Genomic DNA, 22,785 nt, shown 5'->3' on the forward strand with positions numbered 1-22,785 from the left:
GCGCGTCGTTCCTTCCTCCGGTACGGCCCACCGTCCGGGCCGCTCCACGCCTGTCCGTCGTCTACCCCGCTCAGCGCGTCCCGCCCGCCGCCCCCGTGTCCGTGTGTTCCGTAAGACCGGGGAACGGGGTGGTCGTGCCGGACCAGCGGGTGGCGCGGACGGCGGCGTCGCGCAGGGCGGTGGCGGCGGAGGTGCGGCGGGCACCGGTGGTGGCGCGGACCAGGTCGGAGTAGACGGCGGCGACACGCTCCTCCAGGTCGGCGGCGAGCCGTACCGCCGAGGCGCCGTCGGACACCGGGAACGGCAGCGCGTACCCGGCGTTCGCGGCCACCGGTTCGCCGCCCAGGTCGCGGACCTCGCGGGCCAGCGCGTCCCGGCGGGACCGGTGCGCGTCCCACGCCGAGCGTGCCTCGCCCCGGCGGGCCTCGGACACCCGGCCGCCGACCACCCCGTACCCGTACACCGCCGCGTGCTCGGCGGCCAACGCCGCCTGGACGGCGGCCAGTTCGTCGCTCACTTCGCTCCCTCGGCCAGCAGGTACGCGTGCGCGGCCCCGGCTGCGGCGACCGACGCCAGCAGCCGGGCGGTCTCGCCGTCCACGTCCGGCAGCGCCTTCGTCCGCCGGTCGGCCAGGGCGCGTTCGGCGGACGCGAGGTCCGTCAGCGCCCCGGCGGGAGCGGCGGGCACCGGAGCCGGAGAGGCGGACGGCGAACCGGACGGCACCGGTGCGGCGCCCCCGAACGCCTTCTCGTGCGCCGCCACCGCCGCCCGCAGCGGACGCAGCCGTTCCGCCAGCGCGGGATGGGCGGCCAGCACCGCGTCGTAGCGGACGAGCAGCGCCGCGCTGTCCCCGGCGGCCCGCGCACGGGTACGTCCGGTGACCGTGACGCGCTCGCGGGCGGCGTCCGGCCCGGCGGTGCAGCCGGTCAGCAGGAGCGCCCCGGCGGCCGAGACGAGCAGGGTTCTTCTGTGCGGCGATGGATACGGCACGGCGGACGTCCTCGGGAAGCTCGTACGGCGGGAGGGCGGCCCGGACCCGCACCCGCGCCCCGCGCGGCGGACGCGCGGCGCACGGGACGGCGGCCGGTGATCACGGTACCCGCGCACCCGCCCCGGACCGGCCACCGGCACCGGGCTGTCGCCGGGGTGGACGGCAACACCCTCCGCGACCCGATACCCTTTGACCTGACACGCGACCCATCCCACAACAGCACACGCGGCCGAGGAGTCACCCGGATGAGCACCACCCAGAGCGAGAGGCTGCGAGAGCTGCTGGAACCGCTCGTCACCGCCCAGGGGCTTGATCTCGAGGAGATCGCCGTGGAGACGGTGGGCCGCAAGCGGTCGCTGCGCGTGGTGGTGGACTCCGACTCGGGCGCGGACCTGGACCGGATCGCCGATGTGAGCCGCGCGCTCTCGGCGAAGCTCGACGAGACCGACGCGATGGGCGACACCCCGTACGACCTGGAGGTCGGCACCCCCGGTGCCGAGCGCCTCCTCACCGAGGAGCGGCACTACCGCCGCGCCGCGGACCGCCTGGTGGCCCTCCGGCTCACCGACGGCACCGAACTGGTCGCGCGCATCCTCACCGTGGACGCCGAGGGCATCGACACCGAGGTGCCGGGCGTGAAGGGCCGCAGGGCCACCGCCCGCCGGATCGCCTTCGCGGACATCGAGAAGGCGCGTGTGCAGGTCGAGTTCAACCGCAAGGACAAGAAGGACATGACGGAAGAAGAGGAGGCGTAGCCGTGGACATCGACATGAGCGCCCTGCGGGGCTTGGTCAGGGAGAAGGAGATCTCCTTCCCCCTGCTGGTCGAGGCGATCGAGTCGGCCCTCCTCATCGCCTACCACCGCACCGAGGGAAGCCGCCGCCACGCGCGCGTCCGGCTCGACCGGGAGACCGGTCACGTGACGGTGTGGGCGAAGGAGGACCCCGAGGACCTGGAGGAGGGTCAGGAGGTCCGCGAGTTTGACGACACCCCCTCCGACTTCGGCCGGATCGCCGCCACCACCGCCAAGCAGGTCATCCTGCAGCGGCTGCGCGACGCCGAGGACGACGCCACCCTCGGCGAGTACGCGGGCCGTGAGGGCGACATCGTCACCGGTGTCGTCCAGCAGGGCCGCGACCCGAAGAACGTCCTGGTGGACATCGGCAGGCTGGAGGCCATCCTGCCCGTGCAGGAGCAGGTCCCCGGTGAGACGTACCCGCACGGCATGCGGCTGCGCTCGTACGTGGTCCGGGTCGCCAAGGGCGTCCGCGGTCCCTCGGTGACGCTGTCCCGCACGCACCCCAACCTGGTGAAGAAGCTGTTCGCCCTGGAGGTGCCGGAGATCGCCGACGGCTCCGTCGAGATCGCCGCCATCGCCCGCGAGGCCGGTCACCGCACCAAGATCGCCGTCCGCTCCACCCGTTCGGGCCTGAACCCCAAGGGCGCCTGCATCGGCCCGATGGGCGGCCGGGTGCGCAACGTGATGGGCGAGCTGAACGGCGAGAAGATCGACATCGTGGACTGGTCGGACGACCCGGCCGAGATGGTCGCCAACGCCCTGTCACCCGCGCGGGTGAGCAAGGTGGAGGTCGTCGATCTGGCCGCGCGGTCCGCGCGGGTGATCGTGCCGGACTACCAGCTCTCGCTGGCCATCGGCAAGGAGGGCCAGAACGCCCGCCTCGCCGCCCGGCTCACCGGCTGGCGGATCGACATCCGGCCCGACACCGAGCAGGCCCCGGACTCCGAGGGCTCCGGGGAATAGATCCCGGCCGTGATCCGCTGAGATCACGTCAGCACGCGACAGCCGTCTGTTCGATTTTTCCCCCGTAGGGGTGAGGTCGCCGCGGGGAGGTAGACTTACTGTGTCTGGCCGGACGCGAGCCCGCGCATGCCCTGAACGCACCTGTGTCGGGTGCAGGCAGCGAGCGGCCAAGGCCGATCTGCTGCGCACCGTCGCGGAAGGGGAACAGTGCGTTCCCGATCCGCGCGGTACGCTGCCCGGCCGGGGTGCGTACGTACACCCCGACCCGCTCTGTCTCGACCAAGCGGTGCGCCGACGGGCGTTCCCACGGGCGCTGCGCGTCCAGGGAACGCTCGACGTAAACGCGTTGCGGCGTCACGTCGAGCGGACGGACAGTTGCTGAGCAGGCAACACGGTGAAACGTGCCGCGCGGAACCCCGCGTGGTCCTAGGTACTTCGTCGTCGAAAAACGAAAGCAGGTCGAGATTGCGATGAGCACTCGATGAGTACGCGATGAGTACGCCCATGAACTAGCGACGGTCCGGCTTCACCCGGACCTCAAAGGAGCGAAGTGGCTAAGGTCCGGGTCTACGAACTCGCCAAGGAGTTCGGTGTCGAGAGCAAGGTCGTCATGGCCAAGCTCCAGGAGCTCGGTGAATTCGTCCGTTCGGCGTCTTCGACCATCGAAGCGCCCGTAGTACGCAAGCTGACCGACGCCTTCCAGGGCGGCAGCGGCAAGCCGGCGCCCCGCAAGGCGGCGCCGAGGCCCGGAGCGCCCTCCCCGGCGCGCCCGGCCGCCCCGAAGCCCGCGGCCCCCCGGCCGCCGGTCGCGCAGCAGCCCGCCGCCCCGGCGGCACCCGCCGCTCCCGCGGCGACCCCCGCCCCGGCGCCCGCGTCGGGCTTGCGCCCGGTTCCGGGCCCGAAGCCCGCGCCGCGTCCGGCCCCGGCCGCCCCGGAGTTCACCGCTCCGCCGGCCGCTCCCGCCGCGCAGGCCCCGCAGGCTCCGGCCGCGCAGGGTCCGCGTCCCGGCGGCGCCCGTCCCGGCGCCCCCAAGCCCGGTGGCCGTCCGGCCCCCGGTCAGGGTGGCCAGGGCCAGGCCCGTCAGGGCCAGGGCGCCCCGCGCCCCGGTGGCCAGGCCCCGCGTCCGGGCGGTGCCCGTCCGGCCGGTCCGCGTCCGGGCAACAACCCCTTCACGTCCGGTGGTTCCACCGGCATGGCCCGTCCGCAGGCTCCGCGCCCGCAGGGCGGCCCGCGTCCCGGCGGCCCCGGTGCCCCCGGCGCCGGTCCCCGTCCGCAGGGCCCCGGTGCCCAGGGCGGCGGTCCGCGTCCGCAGGCTCCCGGCGGCTCCCGTCCGGCCCCGTCCGGCATGCCCCGCCCGCAGGGCGGCCCGCGTCCCGGCCCCGCCGGTCCGCGTCCCAACCCCGGCATGATGCCGCAGCGTCCCGCTGCCGGTCCGCGTCCCGGCCCCGGCGGCCGTGGTCCGGCCGGTGCCGGTCGTCCCGGCGGCGGTGCCGGTCGTCCGGGCGGTGGCGGCGGCTTCGCCGGTCGTCCCGGCGGCGGTGGCGGCGGTGCCCGTCCCGGTGGCGGCGGCGGTTTCGCCGGTCGTCCCGGTGGCGGTGGCGGCGGCTTCGGCGGCGGTCCCGGTGGCGGTGGCCGTCCCGGCTTCGGCGGACGTCCCGGCGGTCCCGGTGGCCGTGGTGGCACGCAGGGCGCCTTCGGCCGCCCCGGCGGTCCCGCGCGTCGTGGTCGCAAGTCGAAGCGGCAGCGTCGCCAGGAGTACGAGGCCATGCAGGCCCCGAGCGTCGGCGGCGTGATGCTGCCGCGCGGTGGCGGCGAGACCATCCGTCTCTCCCGCGGCGCGTCGCTCACCGACTTCGCCGAGAAGATCAACGCCAACCCGGCGTCGCTCGTCGCGGTCATGATGAACCTCGGCGAGATGGTCACGGCCACGCAGTCCGTATCCGACGAGACGCTGCATCTCCTCGCGGGCGAGATGAACTACACGGTTCAGATCGTCAGCCCCGAGGAGGAGGACCGCGAGCTGCTGGAGTCCTTCGACATCGAGTTCGGCGAGGACGAGGGCGACGAGGACGACCTGGTGGTCCGTCCGCCGGTCGTCACCGTCATGGGTCACGTCGATCACGGTAAGACCCGACTGCTCGACGCCATCCGCAAGACGAACGTCATCGCGGGCGAGGCCGGCGGCATCACCCAGCACATCGGTGCCTACCAGGTCGCGACCGAGGTCAACGACGAAGAGCGGAAGATCACCTTCATCGACACCCCCGGTCACGAGGCGTTCACCGCCATGCGTGCCCGTGGTGCGAAGTCCACGGACATCGCGATCCTGGTCGTCGCGGCCAACGACGGCGTCATGCCGCAGACGGTCGAGGCGCTGAACCACGCCAAGGCGGCCGACGTGCCGATCGTGGTCGCGGTCAACAAGATCGACGTCGAGGGTGCCGACCCGACCAAGGTGCGCGGCCAGCTCACCGAGTACGGGCTGGTGGCCGAGGAGTACGGCGGCGACACCATGTTCGTGGACATCTCCGCGAAGCAGGGTCTGCACATCGACAGCCTCCTTGAGGCCGTCGTGCTGACCGCCGACGCCTCGCTCGACCTGCGTGCCAACCCGCACCAGGACGCGCAGGGCATCTCGATCGAGTCCCGTCTCGACCGCGGCCGTGGTGCCGTGGCGACGGTCCTCGTCCAGCGCGGCACCCTGCGGGTCGGCGACACGATGGTTGTGGGCGACGCCTACGGCCGCGTGCGCGCCATGCTCGACGACAACGGCAACAACGTCGCCGAGGCCGGGCCCTCGACCCCGGTCCAGGTTCTCGGTCTGACCAACGTGCCGGGCGCCGGTGACAACTTCCTCGTCGTGGACGAGGACCGCACCGCCCGCCAGATCGCCGAGAAGCGCGCCGCCCGCGAGCGGAACGCGGCCTTCGCCAAGCGCACGCGCCGGGTGTCCCTGGAGGACCTCGACAAGGTGCTGAAGGCCGGCGAGGTCCAGCAGCTCAACCTGATCATCAAGGGCGACGCGTCCGGATCGGTCGAGGCGCTGGAATCCTCCCTGCTCCAGCTCGACGTCGGCGAAGAGGTGGACATCCGCGTCCTGCACCGAGGTGTCGGTGCGGTCACGGAGTCCGACATCGACCTGGCGATGGGCTCCGACGCCATCGTGATCGGCTTCAACGTCCGTGCGGCCGGCCGCGCGGCGCAGATGGCCGAGCGCGAGGGTGTGGACGTCCGGTACTACTCGGTCATCTACCAGGCGATCGAGGAGATCGAGGCGGCCCTCAAGGGCATGCTCAAGCCGGAGTACGAAGAGGTCGAGCTGGGTACGGCGGAGATCCGCGAGGTCTTCCGCTCGTCCAAGCTGGGCAACATCGCTGGTGTGCTCATCCGCTCGGGCGAGGTCAAGCGCAACACCAAGGCGCGCCTCCTCCGCGACGGCAAGGTCATCGCGGAGAACCTCAACATCGATGGTCTGCGTCGCTTCAAGGACGACGTCACCGAGATTCGCGAAGGGTTCGAGGGCGGTATCAACCTCGGCAACTTCAACGACATCAAGGTCGATGACGTCATCGCGACGTACGAGATGCGTGAGAAGCCGCGCGCGTAAGCGCGAGGTGTGACTGCCGGCCGACGGGGGAGACCCCGTCGGCCGGTGTCGCGTTCACCGGAGCCCGCGGCACCGAAACCCTGTCGAGCCCCCGGCGGGCACGGGGTACCGTTCTTGGTGACCCCCGCCGCTCGGCCGAGGGGCCATCGATCCCGTACCGGCGGGTGAACCGGCACAACATGTACGTGGGGACTCTGTCCTTCGACCTCCTCCTCGGCGATGTCCACTCGCTGAAGGAGAAGCGCTCACTCGTCCGCCCGATCGTCGCCGAACTCCAGCGGAAGTACGCGGTGAGCGCGGCGGAGGTGGACCATCAGGACCTTCACCGGCGGGCCCTCATCGGCCTCGCCGCGGTCGCGGGCGACACCGCGCACCTCACCGACGTGCTCGACCGGTGCGAGCGGCTGGTGGCCGCCCGCCCCGAGGTGGAGCTGCTCTCCGTACGGCGGCGGCTCCACGGCGACGACGACTGACCGCACCACGCGGACTGTACGAAGACCAATGAACAAGGAATAAGGAACGGGAGCGGACCAGTGGCCGACAACGCGCGGGCGAAAAGGCTGGCGGACCTCATCCGGGAGGTGGTGGCCCAGAAGCTGCAGCGCGGGATCAAGGACCCGCGGCTCGGCTCGCACGTCACCATCACGGACACCAGGGTCACGGGCGACCTGCGGGAGGCGACCGTCTTCTACACGGTCTACGGCGACGACGAGGAGCGCGCGGCAGCCGCCGCCGGACTGGAGAGCGCCAAGGGCATCCTCCGGTCCGAGGTGGGCCGCGCCGCCGGGGTGAAGTTCACCCCGACCCTCGCCTTCGTGGCCGACGCCCTGCCCGACACCGCCCGGACCATCGAGGACCTGCTCGACCGGGCCCGCCAGTCCGACGAGAAGGTCCGTGAGGCATCCGCCGGTGCCTCGTACGCGGCCGGTGCCGACCCGTACCGCAAGCCCGCCGAGTCCGACGAGTCCGCCGAGGATGGCGCGGCCGACGTGGCCCGGGCGACCGGCGACGAGACGGACGGCGACGGCAAGGCATGACCCGCAAGCCCCCTCCGCCCGACGGCCTTGTCATCGTGGACAAGCCGTCGGGCTTCACCTCGCACGACGTGGTCGCCAAGATGCGCGGCATCGCCGGGACCCGCCGGGTCGGCCACGCCGGAACCCTCGACCCGATGGCCACCGGCGTCCTCGTCCTCGGGGTCGAGCGCGCCACCAAGCTGCTCGGCCATCTCGCGCTGACTGAGAAGGAGTACCTCGGTACCGTCCGGCTCGGCCAGGACACCGTCACCGACGACGCCGAGGGCGAGATCACCTCGTCCACCGACGCCTCACGGGTCACCCGCGAGGGCCTGGACGCCGGGATCGCCGCGCTGACCGGCGCCATCATGCAGGTGCCGTCCAAGGTCAGCGCTATCAAGATCGACGGCGTGCGCTCGTACAAGAGGGCCCGTGAGGGCGAGGAGTTCGAGATCCCGGCACGCCCGGTGACCGTCTCCTCCTTCACGCTGCACGACGTACGGGACGCGGTCGCCGAGGACGGCACCCCGGTGCTCGACCTCGTCGTCTCGGTGGTCTGCTCCTCCGGCACCTACATCCGCGCCCTCGCCCGCGACCTGGGCGCCGGTCTCGGCGTCGGCGGCCACCTCACCGCGCTGCGCCGCACCCGCGTCGGGCCGTACCGGCTGGACGGCGCCCGCACCCTGGACCAGCTCCAGCAGGAGCTGACCGTGATGCCGGTCGCCGAGGCCGCCGCAGCCGCGTTCCCGCGCTGGGACGTGGACGGCAGGCGTGCGCGGCTGCTGCTCAACGGGGTCCGCCTGGAGATGCCCGAGGAGTACGCGGGGCGCGGTTCCGTCGCCGTCTTCGGTCCCGAGGGGACCTTCCTGGCGCTGGTGGAGGAACAGAAGGGCAAGGCCAAGAGCCTGGCCGTCTTCGGCTGAGGCCGCGGCTGCCGCTGAGATCAGGGAGCCTGAGCCGGGAGCGGGCCGAGGAGTTGCAAGGCCGGGCTCTCGGCTCGCTCTGGTCCCCGCCGGGGCGCCGTACCTCTTCGCCCGTGGAGCGGCCGGACGTGGTCCTTCCGTCCGGCCGCTCCACGGTTCCCCCCCGCCTCCCCCTCCTTTCCGATTCCTGTCCACCCGGAGCGCCCGGTTCACCCGTCCGGGCGGGCGCTCGGAGTGAACCGGGGGAGCGACAGGGGGCGCGTTCGTCCCGGACACCGTCCGTCGATCACCACCGGCCTACGGTCGAGGGTGCGGACGTGCGCGGCTGGAGGCGGGAAAATGGCGGGAAGGGGCGGGGGAGCGGGGCGTACCGGCACCTCTGGGGCGAGCGGGGTGCACGGGGGCACGGGTGATGCCGGTGGTGCCGGTGGATTCGAGGGCGCCCGGAGTACCGCCGATGACGCGGGGCGGGCGCACGCCGATGTCCTCGTCCGCATCCATGATCCCGGCGGGCGTCCGCGCGGGGTCGGGTTCCTCGCCGATCACGAGGGCACCCTCGTCACCAGCCACGAAGCGGTGGACGGCCTCGCGGTCCTCATCCTGCGTACCGCCACCGGCCGTACCCGTGCCGCCGTCTCCGACGCGGTCACCCCGCTGCCCGCGCTCGGGCTGGCCCTGGTGCGCACCGAGGGCCTGGACACCGAGCCGCTTCCGCTGAGCGTGCGGGACCGGGCCGTTAGCGGCGCCTATGTGCGGATCGCCGCCGGGGGCTGGCGGGAGGCGCGGGTGCTCGCGGCGACCCCGGCCGCGTACCGTACGGCCGCCGGGTGCACCCATCACCTGGGCGAAGCCCTGGAGTTGGCCCTCGGCACGGCGGGTCGGGACGCCCTCCGGCTCGGCGGCAGCTCGGGCGGGCCGGTGCTGGACGCGGAGACCGGCGCCGTCCTCGGTGTCCTCGCCACTGGGCTGGACACCGGCCGCCCCGGCGGGCCCTGTCTCGCGGCGCCGCTCCTCCCGGACGACGGCCCGCTCGGCGCCCTCCTCGCCCGCAACGCGGCGACCGTGCCCGCGTACGGCGCCGATCTCAACCTCGCCGGAATCCTGGAGGCCACCGCCGTCTCCGTGGCCCAGGACGGACCCCAGCCGGGTCCCGGCAGCGCGGTACTCCCGGTCGAACGCGCGGGTGTCGTAGCGGAGTTGGACGCCTTCACCGCCGGGCGCCGCTCCGTCCTCGCCCTCGTCGGGGCGCCGGGCAGCGGACGTACGACGGAACTCGCGGCGCTCGCCGCCCGCCGGAGCGCGGACGCTCCCACGCTGTGGCTGCGCGGTGCCGATCTGCGGGCCGAGGACATCTCCGTGGCCGACGCGGCGGGCCGCGCCCTGTCCCGCGCGGCCCGGATCGTCGCCACCTCACGGCCGGTGCCCACCGCCGACCCCCACGCCCTCACCCCCGCGGCCGTCGCCCGCCTCGCCGCCCGCACCGGCCGCCCCCTGCTCCTCCTCCTCGACAGCCCCGAGGAAATGCCCCCTCTCCTCGCCCATCACCTCGCCGCCTGGACCCGGGCCAGCGCATCCTGGCTCCACGACACCGGCGCACAACTCGTCCTGGCCTGCCGTGAGGAGTTCTGGCAGCGCACAGGTGCGGGGTTTCCGGTGGGGCTGTGCCATGTGCCGGGGGAGCGGGCGGCGGGCGTGCGGGTTCCCGTGGGCACGTCGGTGTCCGGTTCGGGGGAGGGCCGCTCGCCCGAACCGGACACCGGTGCCGAGTCGGAGGGGCGGTACGACGGGTCGGGCGCCGCAGGTTTCCCGGCACCGCCCTCTTCCCGGCTCCGTGGGCAGGTTGACGCCGACCGGCCCGCCTCTCGCGCCGAGTCCGCCGAACATCCGCCCGCCCACGGCAAACCCGGTCCAGCCGTACCCCCGCCCCCGTCCTCTCCCCGCACCGCTGCCCCCGCACCCGCTGCCCACCCCCCGGCGCCGCCCGGCTCCGCCACCTCCGAAGAGACCCCCGCCGACCCGCCCCCCTGTCTTCGGCTGGGGGATCTCAGTGCGGCGGAGGCGGGGGTGGCCCGGGGGCGGTACGGGATTCCGGAGGGGGCCCTGCGAGGCAGGGACGCGGGGCATCCGCTGGTGCTGCGGCTGTTGTCGGAGGTGTTCGCGGCCGTGCCTGACGCGCCCCCCGCGGGACCGGCCGACCGGTACGAGGTGTTCGCGGCGCATCTCGATCTGGTGTGTCTGCGGGTCGCGGTGCGGCTCGCCGCCGAGAACGGGGTGCGGGGCACGGGAGTGCGGCGGCTGGCCGCGCGGGTCGCAGGACAGGTGCACGAGGCGGCGCGGCGGAGCCTCGGGCCGGGACAGGGCGAGCTGGACCGGGACGCGTTCGAGGCGGTGTTCCCGTGGGGCCCCGCCCCGGCCCGGCTCGGTGGCGGGACCGGGTGGGCGCCCGCCGTGCTCACCGAGGGACTCCTGGTGCCCGCGGGCTCCGGGTACCGCTTCGCCCACGAGGAGCTCGCCGACTGGCTCCAGGGCACCCACCTCGACCTGGACGCCGCCCTGCACGCCCTGGTCCACCGCCCCCGTGACCCCGAGGGCGCCCACCCGCTGCCGGTGCCGCACCACCGCGCCGGACCCGTCGTACAGGCCCTGCTGCTGCTCGGACGCCAACAGGGGCACCGCCAACTGTCCTTCAGGCTGCGGGAGTTGGTGGACTCGCTGGACCTCGACCCCGACTCCTGGTGGGCGGCGCGGCTGCTCGCCCGCACGCTGCTCCAGGTCCCGGACGCGGCGCCGTACACCGAGGTGCTGCGGCTGCTCGCGCGGCGGCTGGTGGCCCGGCGGCTCGACGGGCTGCCGGTTCCGCCCGAGTTCGGGCCGGGCTTCTGGACGGACCTGCCCCTCCCCGACGCCGAACGCTTCGCCCTGCTGCGGGAACTGGTCCTCGCGGACGGCGCCGCCAACTCCGGCCAGCGGCAGGGCCGTTACCTGGACGCCGTCGCCGACGCCCTCGTCGCGGACCCCGCTGCCGTACAGCCGTATCTCGTCGGATGGTTCGAGGACGAGCGGGCACTGCCCGGCGCGCCGCACGCCACCGTGGCGACCGCCGCGCAGGCGCTGCTGCACACCCACCGGCACGGCGCGCTGGACGACCTGACCGACGTGCTCGCGGACAGCGCACACCCCCGTGCCGGGGAACTGCTCGGCGTCCTCGCGGAGGACGAACCCTCCGCGCTGTGCCGGGCCGTGGACCGCTGGGCGCACGACCCGCGCCCCGGGCGCCGGGCGGCGGCGGTCGCGGCGGGGCTGCGCGTCGTACCGCACGCCCGGTCCTCGGCGGACCGCGCGCTGCTGCGGCTCGGCGCGCTCGCGCTGCTGGTCAGGCCCGCCGACCGGAGGCTGCGCGGCGGCGCGCTGGCGCTGCTGGTACGCGACCCGCAGACCCGCGAGGAACATCTCCCGCAGGCGCTGCGGCTGTTCAGCGACGGCGACCCGGAACTGCCCCCGGCCGCGCTGGTCGCCGCGCTCACCACGCACACCGGAGCGGTGCTGGACGCCTTCCGCACCCGGCTACTCGCCGGACCGGACACCGGGGAACTCTTCCGCGCCCTCGCGGAGGTCACCACCACCGGCCTCGCCCGCCGCATCGCCGCCCTGGTCCGCGAGACCCTGGAGCGGCGGCCCGACACCGCCGGGCACGCCGCCACCTACGTGGACCGCTCCCTCGACCACGGCCCGCTGGCCCGCCCGGTGCTGCTGCCCCTGGTCTCCGGGCTGCTCGACGGCGGTCCGGTCCGGGTCCGCGCGGCCCTCGCCACCGTGCTCGCCACGCCCGGCACCCCCGTGTCCCGCCCGCTGCGCCGCGAACTCCTCGACTTCCTCCTCACCCACGAACGCGATCCCGACGTCCTCGACGCCCTGCTGCACGCCGCCGCCCCGCACGGCGCGGGCCGGGACACCGAACTCCGCTCCCTGGTGCTGCGTACCGGCCGCGTCCTGGCCGCCACCCCGGAGGGCGCCGCCCGCTTCGACTGGGGCTTGGTCGTCCTCGCCCGGCACGTGCCGGGCTTCGCCGCGCGCACCGCCCGCTGGTCCCTGGAGCGGCCGGAGGAATGGCGGTCCGTGGTGGGACCGGCCGCCCGCCGGATGATCGAGCGGCTGGCGGGAGGGGGAGCGGGCGCGGGAACGGAGGCAGGGGCGGGCTCGGGCTCAGGTTCGGGTTCGGGAGCGGTGTCCGGTGCCGGGCAGGTTGCCGGTGCCGGTGCGGGTGCCGGGGTTCCGGTCTGATTCCGGTTCCGGCGGGGCGTAGGGGGCTTCACCGGGCCTGCCCGTGCCGCTCGGGCGGGTGTGGTGCGGCTCGGGTTCCGGCGGCGTACGGTACGGCGTTTCCGGTGGTGTGCGCTCCGGCGTGCGCCCGGTCACAGCACCATGCCGATGCGGGCCGGAGGGGCCCGGCATGGCACCCTTGGACCTGCACCACAGGTCAAGGTAGACACGGACACGGGTTCGAGGAGCGGTCACAGTGCAGCGCTGGCGTGGCTTGGAGGACATCCCCCAGGACTGGGGGCGCAGCGTCGTCACCATCGGGTCCTACGACGGCGTCCACCGCGGCCACCAGCTCATCATCAGGCACGCCGTGGACCGCGCCCGTGAGCTGGGAGTTCCCGTCGTCGTCGTCACCTTCGACCCGCACCCCAGCGAGGTCGTGCGCCCCGGCAGCCACCCGCCCCTGCTCGCCCCGCACCCGCGCCGCGCGGAGCTGATGGCCGACCTGGGCGTGGACGCCGTCCTGGTGCTGCCGTTCACCGCCGAGTTCTCCAAGCTGTCGCCCGCCGACTTCGTCGTCAAGGTGCTGGTGGACAAGCTGCACGCGCGGGCCGTCGTCGAGGGCCCCAACTTCCGCTTCGGCCACCGGGCCGCCGGGAACGTCGAGTTCCTCACCGAACAGGGCAAGGTGTACGACTTCGAGGTCGAGGTCGTGGACCTGTACGTCAGCGGGGAGGCGGGCGGCGGCGAGCCGTTCTCCTCCACCCTGACCCGCCGTCTGATCGCGGAGGGCGACATGGCGGGCGCCCGCGAGATCCTCGGCCGCCCGCACCGGGTCGAGGGCGAGGTCGTGCACGGCGCCCGCCGGGGCCGCGAACTCGGTTTCCCCACCGCCAACGTGGCGACCCTCCCGCACACCGCGATCCCCGCCGACGGCGTCTACGCCGGGTATCTGCACGCCCAGGGCGAGGCCATGCCCGCCGCGATCTCCGTCGGCACCAACCCGCAGTTCGACGGCACCGAGCGCACGGTGGAGGCGTACGCCATCGACCGCGTCGGTCTCGACCTGTACGGGCTGCACGTGGCCGTCGATTTCCTCGCCTTCGTGCGCGGCCAGGCCACGTTCGACTCGCTGGACGCGCTGCTGGAGCAGATGGGCGACGACGTGCGGCGATGCCGGGAGATCGTGGCGGGCGACGCGGGTGCCGCCACGGAGGAGGGCGGCGCGGACGCGTCGTAGGGCTACGGGGTTTCCGGCTCACACGACGGAAGGGCGGCCGGTGCGGAGTGCACCGGCCGCCCTTCCGTCGTCGCTACTGCTGGGGCGGGGCCGGGGGTGCCTGCGGGGGCTGCTCGGCCTGGGGCTGCCCGGGGGTCTCCGGGGGCTGGGGCGGGTAGGGCTGTCCTTGCGGCTGCGGCTGCGGCTGCGGCGGCTGGCCCTGGGGTCCCGGCTGGCCCTGCTGCGGCGGATACGGCTGCTGCGGGGGGTACGGCTGTCCGGGCGCCCCCTGCGGGAGGGGCTGCGCGGGCGCCGGGTACGGCTGGGCCTGCGGGGGCTGGCCGGGGGCGTACGCCTGACCGGGAGGGTAGGGCTGGCCACCGTACGGAGGCTGACCGGCGTACGGGGGCTGGTCACCCTGCGGGGGCTGACCGGGGTACGGCGGCTGGCCGGGGGCGTACGGCTGCGCGGGGTGGGGCTGTTGGCCCCCCGGCATCGGCTGCTGGCCGGGGAACGGACCCGGCATGTACTGCCCCGGCACGTGCTGCCCCGGCGTCTGCTGGCCCGGCATGGGGGGTGCGGCGACCGGCGGCGGGTTGCCGTCGCTGGTCCACAGCCCGTGCGCCTGCTGGTGCCGTACGAAGTCCTCCGCGACCATCGCCGCGAGGTTGAAGTACGCCTCGCGGACCTTGGGCCGCATCATGTCGAGGTCCACCTCGGCACCGGCCGACAGATGCTCGTCGAACGGCACCACGACCACGCCCCGGCAGCGGGTCTCGAAGTGCGACACGATGTCATCGACCTTGATCATCTTGCCGGTCTCGCGCACCCCGGAGATCACGGTGAGGGACCGCGAGACCAGATCGCTGTACCCGTGCGCGGACAGCCAGTCCAGCGTCGTACTCGCGCTGCTCGCACCGTCCACGGACGGCGTCGAGATGATGATCAGCTGGTCGGCGAGGTCGAGCACACCGCGCATCGCACTGTAGAGCAGACCCGTGCCGGAGTCGGTCAGGATGATCGGGTACTGCTGCCCGAGCACGTCGATCGCGCGCCGGTAGTCCTCGTCGTTGAACGTCGTGGACACGGCCGGATCGACGTCGTTGGCGATGATCTCCAGCCCGGAGGACGCCTGGGACGTGAACCGCCGGATGTCCATGTACGAGTTGAGGTACGGGATCGCCTGCACCAGGTCGCGGATGGTCGCACCGGTCTCGCGGCGCACCCGGCGGCCCAGCGTTCCGGCGTCCGGGTTGGCGTCTATGGCGAGGATCTTGTCCTGCCGCTCGGTGGCCAGCGTGGAGCCCAGCGCGGTGGTCGTGGTCGTCTTGCCGACACCGCCCTTGAGGCTGATGACCGCGATCCGGTAGCAGGAGAGCACCGGCGTGCGGATCAGCTCCAACTTGCGCTCCCGCTCGGCCTCCTCCCGCTTGCCGCCCAGCTTGAACCGGGACGTGGCGGCGGCCGGTCGCCCGCTTCTGGCCTTCTGCCGCTTGGTGTTGAGCAGCCGGTCCGACGACAGCTCCACGGCTGCGGTGTAACCGAGCGGCGCGGCACCGGTGTTGGTCGGCTGCCGCTGATCCGGCTGCACGGGCTGCGGCCACGCGGTACCGGCACGCGGGTCGGGGAGGGGGGCGTCGGCGGGGGCGGGGGCGGCGTGAGGAGGCTGGGGTGCCTGGGCCTGCCGGGGGTGGGGCGGGGTGGGCTCCGGGAAGGCGTAACCGCCGGGCGCGGGAGGGGTGTTGGGGCTTCCCTGGGGCGGATAGGCGTAACCAGCCTGCTGGGCAGACGGGTTGGGCTGCGGGTAGCCGTAACCGGGCGGCGGGGTGGGGCCGTTGGGTGCCGGTTGCGGATGCTGCGGACTCTGCGGGGGGAAGCCGTACGCGGGTTGCGGTGCGGCGGGGGGCGCGGGGGGCCCGGCGGGCGGCTGCGGTGCGGGTGCCGCGCCGGGCTGCTGGTGCCAGGCAGTGGGCGCGGGCTGCGGCGCCTGCGGCTGGAACGGGGGTTGCTGCGGGGGCTGGGGCGGCTGCGGAGGCTGCGTGGGCTGACCGTGCGGCTCGGGTGCCTGCTGGTCGGGGACCTGCGGCTCCGGTGCCTGCTGGACGGGTGCCTGCTGTACGGGCCAGTCCGCCGCGTTGGCCGGGGCTGCGGGCTGGTACGAGGGGGGCAGCGGGGGGAGGCCCTGTTGGGGGGTGGGTTGGGGAGTCCAGGCGGGGGACGGGGCCTGGGGTGTGGGTGCGGGGGTGCTGGGTTCGGCGGGCTCACCGAGGCTCAGCGCGCCGGATTTGGCGGCTTCCTCGGCGGGCTCCTCGGAGGGGGAGGGAGCGGAGACCTCTGGGGTCTCACGGGTCTCACCCGCGCCTGCGGCCTCCCCGGCCTCGCCGGTCTCTGGGGACGGTGCCTGCGCCTGCCCGGTGATACCGGCCATCTCGCGCTGGAGGGCGACGGCGGAGAACCGCATGGTCGCCCCGCTCTCCAGGTCCCCGTTCTCAGCCTCGGGCCCCGCCTCGGAGGAGGACTCCGGGGCAGCCGTACCCGGCTGCGGCTCGAACCCGTACGGAAGCTGAGGCGCGGACGTGGGCGCAGGCTTGGGCGCCGATGCCGACGGAACGGAGGAATTCCCGCTCACCGAACCGGAACCCAAACCGGACCCGGCGGGGCCATCGCCGGTCTGCTGATCCCCCGAGGCGCCGTCACCGGAGTCGCCAAGGGCTCCGCCCCCGGACCCGGACGCCTCGTGCCCGGCCGGGGTGAACCCGGAGGCGCTCTCGTCCACGGAATCACCGGCCGCGCCGGACCCGGCCGAGGCGCTGGACATTCCGGCCGCGCTCTGCGTGTACCAGGCGGGCGGCGCATAGTCGATGGTGAACTCGCCGGTGGCGTCCACACCCGACTCCGCGTCGGGCTGGTCGTCGTCGGGCGTGCCCCAGCCCCCGCGCATCCCGTCCCGATCGCTGCTCACAGTTCCTCCTGGTGTGGTCGAACACCCGCGTGCACCCTCGTGCCGTGCCGGGGCGACCAAGTCGTCGCGTTGACGCCGTCCGTCCGTCTTCGGGCGGGGCGGCCGAAGCGCCCCGTCCACCCCTTGGTACGACGACGCCGGTCCACGGGTTCGGGCATGGTGCCGGGACCCAGCCTAATCACCACCGGGCACCGCCCGGCAGGCCCGCCCGTCCCTCGCTTCCGGACGGGCGGGTGCGGGATCAGTCCATCCGGCGCGGTGTACCGAGCAAACCGGTCTCGGCGTCGGTCGGTTGGGTCATGACGTACTGCCGGTCCCGGTCGGTGCACCACAGGGTGACCCCGTCGGGCAACGTGGGCAGCGTCTCCACCTCGGTCCGGCTCAGCCCCATCGTGCGCCCCAGCTCGGCGGCCTCGTCCGGCGAGACCCGCTGGACCCCGGTGAGCCGCGCCTGCCGCAGCAACCGGGGCGCGACCGGGCTCAGATACGGCAGCAGCGTCAGCACCGACTGCCACGGCCCCGACACCACCCGCCCGCGCGGGGGCCGCATCCCGCAGTCCCGCACCACCAGCACCGGCGTACCCGCCGAGGCGCCCTGCGGCGGAACCCGGCCCACCTCATGCACGGCCAGCCCGTTCTGCCCCCCGCCCATCGCGTGCACCATCTGCATCCACGCCTGCGGCCGTCCCGTCTCCACCGCCACCCGCGCCCCCGTCGCCGCCGTCCGCAACGCCAGCACCTGCGCCGTCCACAACCCCCCGATCAGCACCACGTCGTACGGCGTCGGCCGATTGATCCCCAACACCGCGGGCTGCCCCCCGGCATCGACCCCGGCCACCACCCCGTCGTCCCCGATGGGGAGGGCCAGGGAGTCGAGCTGGTCGATGGGCAGGACGTGGCGGGGATGGCGCGGGCCGAGCAGGCCGAAACCGGTACGGAGCCGACCGGAGCGGGGCGCCGGAGCCGTCCCCTCCGACGGGGCGGGCGCGTGGGGCGTGGCCATCAGCGGGCACCTCCGAGCGGCAGAGTGGCGAGGACACCAGGGAGCTGTTCGCGGTCCAGTCGGGCCAGTCCCGCACCGGCCTGCCGCGCCGCTCGCTCCAACTCGCGGCGCGCGTCGGTCAGTTCCTGGTCGCTGCGGCCCGTGATCCGGAAGTGGCCGGTCACCGACACGTCCTGCTGGGTGCCCTCGGCGAGCGTCAGGCTGAACGTCGTCGCCAGCGCGGGCACCGTCGTCAACTCCGCGACGAGCTGAGCGAGAGACCCCCCGGACGCCCCGAACTGCGGCCATCGGCGCACCCAGTACGTGGTGTGCCGACGGTTGTCGCAGCGCCAGCTGCGGCTGGACTCCTCGGTCCGCCGCTGCGGCGCGGAACTCCGCCCGGCCTGGGCCGCCTGGGCGGTCACCATCGGGTTGGCGCACGCCGACGTGGCCAGGGCGGCCGTCAGCTCGTCCTCGGTGAGCACGCTCGCGCGGAACCCGGCGCCCGTCAGCCGGCTCGACAGGTGCTCGGCGGCCCGCGTCAGACACTTCTGCGCGCCCGTCAGCCCACCACCGCGCGCGGCCACCGCCTCCGCGCACAGCTCCGGGTCGAGCTTCAGCGCGATCCACGTGATGCGGACGGCGGGAGAGCCCGTCTGGGCCTGCAACGGACCGTAGTTGCTCACCACGACCGACTGCTGCGGAAGATGGAGCGCGGGAGCGGGCTGGGTGTGCACGACGATCTGCGCCGACTCCAGCCGGATGCCGTCCACGTCGAGAACGTCCCGCACCAGGGCCACCGGCAGGGGCCGACGCCCCCGGTCGGCGCGCAGCGCGTCGGCGTCCGACTCGATCTGCAGGACGGCCGTCAGGAAACCCCCGTCACCGACCATGCCGACCGGCCGCTGGTCACGGTCCTCGGCGCGGCCGTGGCTGTAGGTCCGCAGCGCGGGATCGCACTCAAGGGCGGGCGCGAAACCGGAGTCGGTGCCCGGCGGCACCGGCGTGCTCGCGGCGAGCCGCCTGCGCATCCGCAGCGCGAACAGGGTGCCCAGCCATTCCGGCAGGGAGCGCCCCCGACGGCGTACGACCGCCAGGGCGACCAGTACGACGCCGAGCACGGCCGCCACCACGAGCGCCACCATGCCGACCAGCCATCCGCACACCACGAGGGCCGCCGCGGCCTCGATCAGTACGAGCCGACGGAGCGCGAACGAACCGCCCCGCCCCGAACGGGAGGCGAGATGAGGGGTGAACGGGCTCCGGCGGGACGCGCGTGCCTGGTCGCCGCCCCGCCCCGGGGGTGACGGCACGGTGTCGGGTGACCGGCCGTCCTCACTCGATCGTGGACCCGATTGCGATCGCGATCGGGCCCGTGTCGCGGAAGCCATCACGTCAAAACCCCCGAACTCCTCCGAACAGCCTCGCGCTCCGGTCCCCGCGAGCCCTGAGCACCCTACCCGTGCCACACGCACGGTCACGCAACAGGCATAGTAGGGGCCGGGTCCGACAGTCGAGGCACCAGAGGAACACCGAGGGCGGGGGACGGATCCGCACATGTCCCCTACAGCTCCGCAACGGGGAGAGAGCGGACACAGATGGCATCACGGCGGGACGAACTCAACGCCTACACCTTCGCGAAGCGTCGCACGCTCGCGGCGTTCCTGCGACCCACCCCCTCCGGCTCCGAGGAAGGCGCGCCCAAGCCGCTGGCCGCGCTGGTGCCCGGCGCCGTCGTGGGCGCCGTGGTCCTCGCGGTGTTCGGCGCCGTCGGCATGTTCAGCCCGACGGCACCCAAGGGGTGGGCCGAACCCGGAGAGCACGTCATCGTCGCCGACAAATCGACCACCCGCTACGTCGTGCTGAAGACGGGCAGGCAGGCCCAGCTCCACCCGGTGCTCAACATGGCCTCGGCCAAGCTCATCCTGCTGCCGGGCAAGAGCGACGACGTCATCACCGTGTCCGAGAAGATCCTCGACAGCGGCACGCCCCCGCTCGGCGCCACCATCGGCATCCCGTACGCCCCCGACCGCCTCCCCACCAAGGAGGACGCCTCCGCCGCCAAGCGGTGGGCGGTCTGCGAGCGCCCCGCGGACGGCGGCCGTGCCGTCCAGAAGGCCGCCTTCGTCCTCGCGAAGAAGCAGTGGGCGAGCCTGGAAGGACGCGACCGCCTGCACGGCGGCCAGCTGATGTACGTCGTCGGCCGCGACTCCGGCCGCCGCTACGTCGTGGACTCCACCGGCACCGCCTACCCGATCGAGAACCCCACGGCGGAGATCCGCAAGGCCCTCGACGCCCTCGACCGCACCCCGCAACGCGTCTCCCAGGACTGGCTGGACACCCTCCGCAAGGGCGACCCGATCACCATGCCCGGCATCCCCGGCAAGGTGGGCTCCGACGCCGGGGCCTCCGCCCTGCTCCGCCAGTACGACAAGGTCGGCATGGTCCTGAAGGCCTACGCAGGTCAGACCATGCAGTACTACGTGGTCCTCCCCGGCAAGGTCGCCCGGATCTCCGAGTTCACCGCCACGCTGCTGCTCTACAGCTCCGACCTGACCGCCACACAACAGGCGGGCGAGGCCCAGCAGGTCGGTCCCGGCCAGATCGGCGACACCACCACCTTCGAGGCCGACAAGGACTGGCCGACGTACGAACCGGTCACGGTCAACGACGGCTCCGCCACCACCAGTGGCCGCAACACGGTCTGCAACGTGCTGCGTTCGGTCGGCGGCGACGGCGGCACCACCCTGTCCACCTGGGTGGGCAAGGACTTCCCGGAGCAGCTTCCGACCGGTTCCTCCAGCGCCTACGTCACCCCCGGATCGGGGCTCCTCTACCGCCAGTTCCAGGGCACGGAGACCTCCGTCGGCGGTGTCTTCCTGGTCACCGACACCGGGCTGCGCTACGCCCTGCAGTCCAACAGTGACAGCGCCACCGACGACCAGGGCATCGGCACCTCCAAGAAGCAGCGCGAGGAAGAGCTGAACGAGGCGCGGATCGCCCAGAGCCACCTCGGCTACGAGGACGTACGGCCCGCGCCCGTGCCGTTGCAGTGGTCCACGTTCCTGCCGACCGGCCCCCGGCTCTCCGAGGCGGCTGCCCGGCAGCCGCAGGGGTCGTAGCGGAGGAGGACGATATGCAGAAGCCGAGGACACCGGGCGCCGAGGGCCGGGCGACGGGCGGACACGCGGCCCGGCTGCCGTTCCTGACCGCCGCGCTGCTGCTCACCACCGCGTCGGCTGCGGTCGGCCTCACCGCCGCACCGGCCCGCGCCGACGACGGGCAGTGCACCTTCCCGTCGAAGGACTACAGCAGCCGCCCCTGGTCGCTCCAGCGCGTCAACCTGGACGAACTGTGGCAGCAGTCCAGGGGCAAGGACGTCAGAGTGGCCGTGATCGACACGGGCGTGGACATCAAGAACCCCCAACTCGCCAAAGCCGTCGATGCGTCGGCGGGCAAGAACGTCCTGCCCCCCAAGAACGCCAAGGGCGAGAAGATCGACCGGGGCAACGAGTCCGGGACCACCGACACCGTCGGGCACGGCACCCGCGTGGCGGGCATCATCGCGGCCCGCCCGGCCAAGGGCACGGGCTTCGTCGGACTGGCGCCGGACGCGACCGTCATCCCGGTCAAGCAGAACGACGCCGAGGGCGACGGCACCACCGACACCCTCGCCGAGGCGATCGACCACGCCGTGGCCAAGGGGGCCGGCGTCATCAACATCTCGCAGGACACCGCCAGACCGATTGCCAAGGGCACGGCCCTGGAGAACGCGGTCGCCAGAGCCCTCCGGCAGAAGGTCGTGATCGTCGCCTCCGCCGGGAACGACGGTCTGGGCGGCAACGTCAAGGAGACCTACCCCGCGGCCTACCCCGGCGTGCTCGCGGTGGCCGCGTCGGACCGCAACAACGAGCGGGCGCCCTTCTCCCAGTCCGGCGACTTCGTCGGCGTCGCCGCGCCCGGCGTGGACATGGTCTCCACGGTTCCGGGCGGCGGCCACTGCTCCGACAACGGTACGAGCTTCTCCGCGCCGTATGTCGCCGGTGTGGCGGCCCTGTTGAAGGCCAAGTGCCCCACATGGTCGGCGCGGGAGATCGTCGCGCAGATCGAGCAGACGGCCGAGCGCTCGATCCCGGGCCGGGACCGGCTGGTGGGCTGGGGCGTGGTGGACCCCGTCAAGGCGCTGACGGACGCCGATCCCGACCACCCCGTCGAGGCGCCCCGCCCCGAGGACGGCGTGTCCAGGGGAGAGGCGCCCACGGTGCGGCCCCTGGTCTTCGGCGAGACGGCGGCACAGCGCGACACCCGCATGGCGACGTACACCGTCGTGGGCGGCCTGGTCCTCGTGGCGGGGCTGAGCGGCACGGCCGTGGCCGTACGCGACGCACGACGCAGGCGGACGCGCGGGAGCGCGTGACGGGCCCCGGCGGTGCCGCTCTCCTCGCGGCCCTCGTGAACTCCCGCGTCAGCGCGGCGCGGGAGACGCCTTGTCGTCGGCCTTGATACCGAAGTTGACCTGACTGCCCTTGACGGACGTGACGTTGACCGTGATGCCAAGGGTCGTTCCGTCGTCGGCGGTGAGCGTGCAACGGGTCGTCGTGCCGACCTTCCCGGCCAGGTCCTCGGGGCAGGAGATGTCCGGCTTGGGACGGCCCGTCTGGGCGGCCAGCCGCTCGGAGACCGTGTCGGCCAGCTTGTCCGCCGACACCTTCGGCTCGCTGCCGCCCACGTGCACCGAGGCCGAACACCCCGCCAGCATCACGCAGACGGCCGCGGCCGAGAGGCTCCACACGGTGACGGACGGGCGTGCTGTGGACATGGGTGACTCCGATACGGCCGTTCAGGACTGGGGAACGCCGGAAGCATAAACGCTGCGCCGATCCGCCGACCGCCCCGGAGAAGGCCCCGAATACCCGCGAGGAGAAAGAGTTCCTCCCGGCGCCGGACCTGCCACGCCGACGACTTCATGGATTCTTCACGCCTGCCGCCCGTACCCCTTGCCGGAAAGGGATTTCGGCGCGCACTGTGGTGACGCCGTGAAAGTTCGCTGTGAGGGATGCCTC

Annotated in this window: 17 protein-coding genes; 11 read left to right on the plus strand and 6 right to left on the minus strand. The window is 73.7% G+C overall.

What is annotated here, in order from left to right:
* Window positions 1-70: 70 nt before the first annotated feature.
* On the minus strand, window positions 71-517 hold the full coding sequence (locus tag KUM39_RS04115) for a ferritin-like domain-containing protein (RefSeq protein WP_217783960.1): 447 nt from the start codon (window positions 515-517) through the stop codon (window positions 71-73).
* Window positions 514-990 carry a hypothetical protein gene (locus KUM39_RS04120; RefSeq protein WP_217783961.1) on the minus strand — a complete coding sequence of 159 codons (477 nt, stop codon included), beginning with the start codon at window positions 988-990 and terminating at the stop codon, window positions 514-516. Before KUM39_RS04120 ends, KUM39_RS04115 begins: the two co-directional genes overlap by 4 nt.
* A gap of 246 nt (window positions 991-1,236) precedes the next feature.
* On the opposite strand from KUM39_RS04120, the gene rimP reads away from it, so the two are divergent.
* The 9 genes from rimP to KUM39_RS04165 all read left to right on the plus strand — a co-directional run bounded on the left by rimP (window position 1,237) and on the right by KUM39_RS04165 (window position 13,799).
* Window positions 1,237-1,746, plus strand: a complete 510-nt coding sequence (gene rimP, locus KUM39_RS04125) for a ribosome maturation factor RimP (RefSeq protein ID WP_217783962.1) — start codon at window positions 1,237-1,239, stop codon at window positions 1,744-1,746.
* A 2-nt stretch (window positions 1,747-1,748) separates the two neighbouring features.
* Window positions 1,749-2,753: a transcription termination factor NusA gene (gene nusA, locus KUM39_RS04130; RefSeq protein ID WP_217783963.1), complete on the plus strand. Its 1,005-nt coding sequence runs from the start codon at window positions 1,749-1,751 to the stop codon at window positions 2,751-2,753.
* Between the two features lie 100 nt (window positions 2,754-2,853).
* On the plus strand, window positions 2,854-3,135 hold the full coding sequence (locus KUM39_RS04135) for a YlxR family protein (RefSeq protein ID WP_217783964.1): 282 nt from the start codon (window positions 2,854-2,856) through the stop codon (window positions 3,133-3,135).
* 168 nt (window positions 3,136-3,303) lie between these two features.
* Window positions 3,304-6,360 (plus strand): translation initiation factor IF-2, encoded by a 3,057-nt coding sequence (gene infB / locus KUM39_RS04140; protein WP_217783965.1) that lies wholly within the window; start codon window positions 3,304-3,306, stop codon window positions 6,358-6,360.
* Window positions 6,361-6,539: 179 nt separating this feature from the next.
* Window positions 6,540-6,833, plus strand: a complete 294-nt coding sequence (locus tag KUM39_RS04145) for a DUF503 domain-containing protein (protein WP_217783966.1) — start codon at window positions 6,540-6,542, stop codon at window positions 6,831-6,833.
* Window positions 6,834-6,893: 60 nt separating this feature from the next.
* Entirely contained in the window at window positions 6,894-7,397 is a 504-nt protein-coding gene (gene rbfA / locus KUM39_RS04150) for a 30S ribosome-binding factor RbfA (protein ID WP_217783967.1), read from the plus strand.
* Entirely contained in the window at window positions 7,394-8,299 is a 906-nt protein-coding gene (gene truB / locus KUM39_RS04155) for a tRNA pseudouridine(55) synthase TruB (RefSeq protein WP_217783968.1), read from the plus strand. The genes rbfA and truB overlap by 4 nt, the downstream gene beginning before the upstream one ends.
* 339 nt (window positions 8,300-8,638) lie before the next feature.
* The gene (locus KUM39_RS04160; RefSeq protein ID WP_246619518.1) at window positions 8,639-12,580 is read left to right on the plus strand and encodes a trypsin-like peptidase domain-containing protein; all 3,942 of its coding nucleotides are present in this window, start codon (window positions 8,639-8,641) and stop codon (window positions 12,578-12,580) included.
* A gap of 235 nt (window positions 12,581-12,815) precedes the next feature.
* Window positions 12,816-13,799, plus strand: a complete 984-nt coding sequence (locus KUM39_RS04165) for a bifunctional riboflavin kinase/FAD synthetase (protein WP_217783970.1) — start codon at window positions 12,816-12,818, stop codon at window positions 13,797-13,799.
* Between the two features lie 73 nt (window positions 13,800-13,872).
* On the opposite strand, the gene KUM39_RS04170 is transcribed toward KUM39_RS04165, so the two are convergent.
* From KUM39_RS04170 to eccE, 3 genes are all read right to left on the minus strand, one after another.
* Window positions 13,873-16,740 (minus strand): SCO5717 family growth-regulating ATPase, encoded by a 2,868-nt coding sequence (locus tag KUM39_RS04170; protein WP_217783971.1) that lies wholly within the window; start codon window positions 16,738-16,740, stop codon window positions 13,873-13,875.
* A gap of 241 nt (window positions 16,741-16,981) precedes the next feature.
* Window positions 16,982-17,743, minus strand: coding sequence for a hypothetical protein (locus tag KUM39_RS04175; RefSeq protein WP_217783972.1), 762 nt, complete (start codon window positions 17,741-17,743; stop codon window positions 16,982-16,984).
* A complete protein-coding gene (eccE, locus tag KUM39_RS04180; protein WP_217783973.1) occupies window positions 17,743-19,113 on the minus strand; it encodes a type VII secretion protein EccE in 1,371 nt (456 codons plus the stop codon). Before eccE ends, KUM39_RS04175 begins: the two co-directional genes overlap by 1 nt.
* A 207-nt stretch (window positions 19,114-19,320) precedes the next feature.
* Between eccE and eccB the strand changes: the two genes are divergently transcribed.
* Window positions 19,321-20,844 (plus strand): type VII secretion protein EccB, encoded by a 1,524-nt coding sequence (eccB, locus tag KUM39_RS04185; protein WP_217783974.1) that lies wholly within the window; start codon window positions 19,321-19,323, stop codon window positions 20,842-20,844.
* Window positions 20,845-20,858: 14 nt separating this feature from the next.
* Complete coding sequence (gene mycP, locus KUM39_RS04190; RefSeq protein WP_217783975.1) at window positions 20,859-22,139, plus strand: type VII secretion-associated serine protease mycosin; 1,281 nt, start codon at window positions 20,859-20,861, stop codon at window positions 22,137-22,139.
* Window positions 22,140-22,187: 48 nt separating this feature from the next.
* On the opposite strand, the gene KUM39_RS04195 is transcribed toward mycP, so the two are convergent.
* Window positions 22,188-22,541: a DUF4333 domain-containing protein gene (locus KUM39_RS04195; protein ID WP_217783976.1), complete on the minus strand. Its 354-nt coding sequence runs from the start codon at window positions 22,539-22,541 to the stop codon at window positions 22,188-22,190.
* Between the last annotated feature and the right edge of the window lie 244 nt (window positions 22,542-22,785).

This window comes from Streptomyces corallincola (genome assembly GCF_019104725.1).
Taxonomy (GTDB): domain Bacteria; phylum Actinomycetota; class Actinomycetes; order Streptomycetales; family Streptomycetaceae; genus Streptomyces; species Streptomyces corallincola.

Bases quoted from the DNA above. Each gene is read 5' to 3' on its own strand.
- truB (WP_217783968.1), top strand. From the start codon at position 7,394: ATGACCCGCAAGCCCCCTCCGCCCGACGGCCTTGTCATCGTGGACAAG.
- eccB (WP_217783974.1), top strand. From the start codon at position 19,321: ATGGCATCACGGCGGGACGAACTCAACGCCTACACCTTCGCGAAGCGT.
- eccE (WP_217783973.1), bottom strand. From the start codon at position 19,113: ATGGCTTCCGCGACACGGGCCCGATCGCGATCGCAATCGGGTCCACGA.
- KUM39_RS04175 (WP_217783972.1), bottom strand. From the start codon at position 17,743: ATGGCCACGCCCCACGCGCCCGCCCCGTCGGAGGGGACGGCTCCGGCG.
- rimP (WP_217783962.1), top strand. From the start codon at position 1,237: ATGAGCACCACCCAGAGCGAGAGGCTGCGAGAGCTGCTGGAACCGCTC.
- mycP (WP_217783975.1), top strand. From the start codon at position 20,859: ATGCAGAAGCCGAGGACACCGGGCGCCGAGGGCCGGGCGACGGGCGGA.
- KUM39_RS04160 (WP_246619518.1), top strand. From the start codon at position 8,639: ATGGCGGGAAGGGGCGGGGGAGCGGGGCGTACCGGCACCTCTGGGGCG.
- KUM39_RS04145 (WP_217783966.1), top strand. From the start codon at position 6,540: ATGTACGTGGGGACTCTGTCCTTCGACCTCCTCCTCGGCGATGTCCAC.
- KUM39_RS04195 (WP_217783976.1), bottom strand. From the start codon at position 22,541: ATGTCCACAGCACGCCCGTCCGTCACCGTGTGGAGCCTCTCGGCCGCG.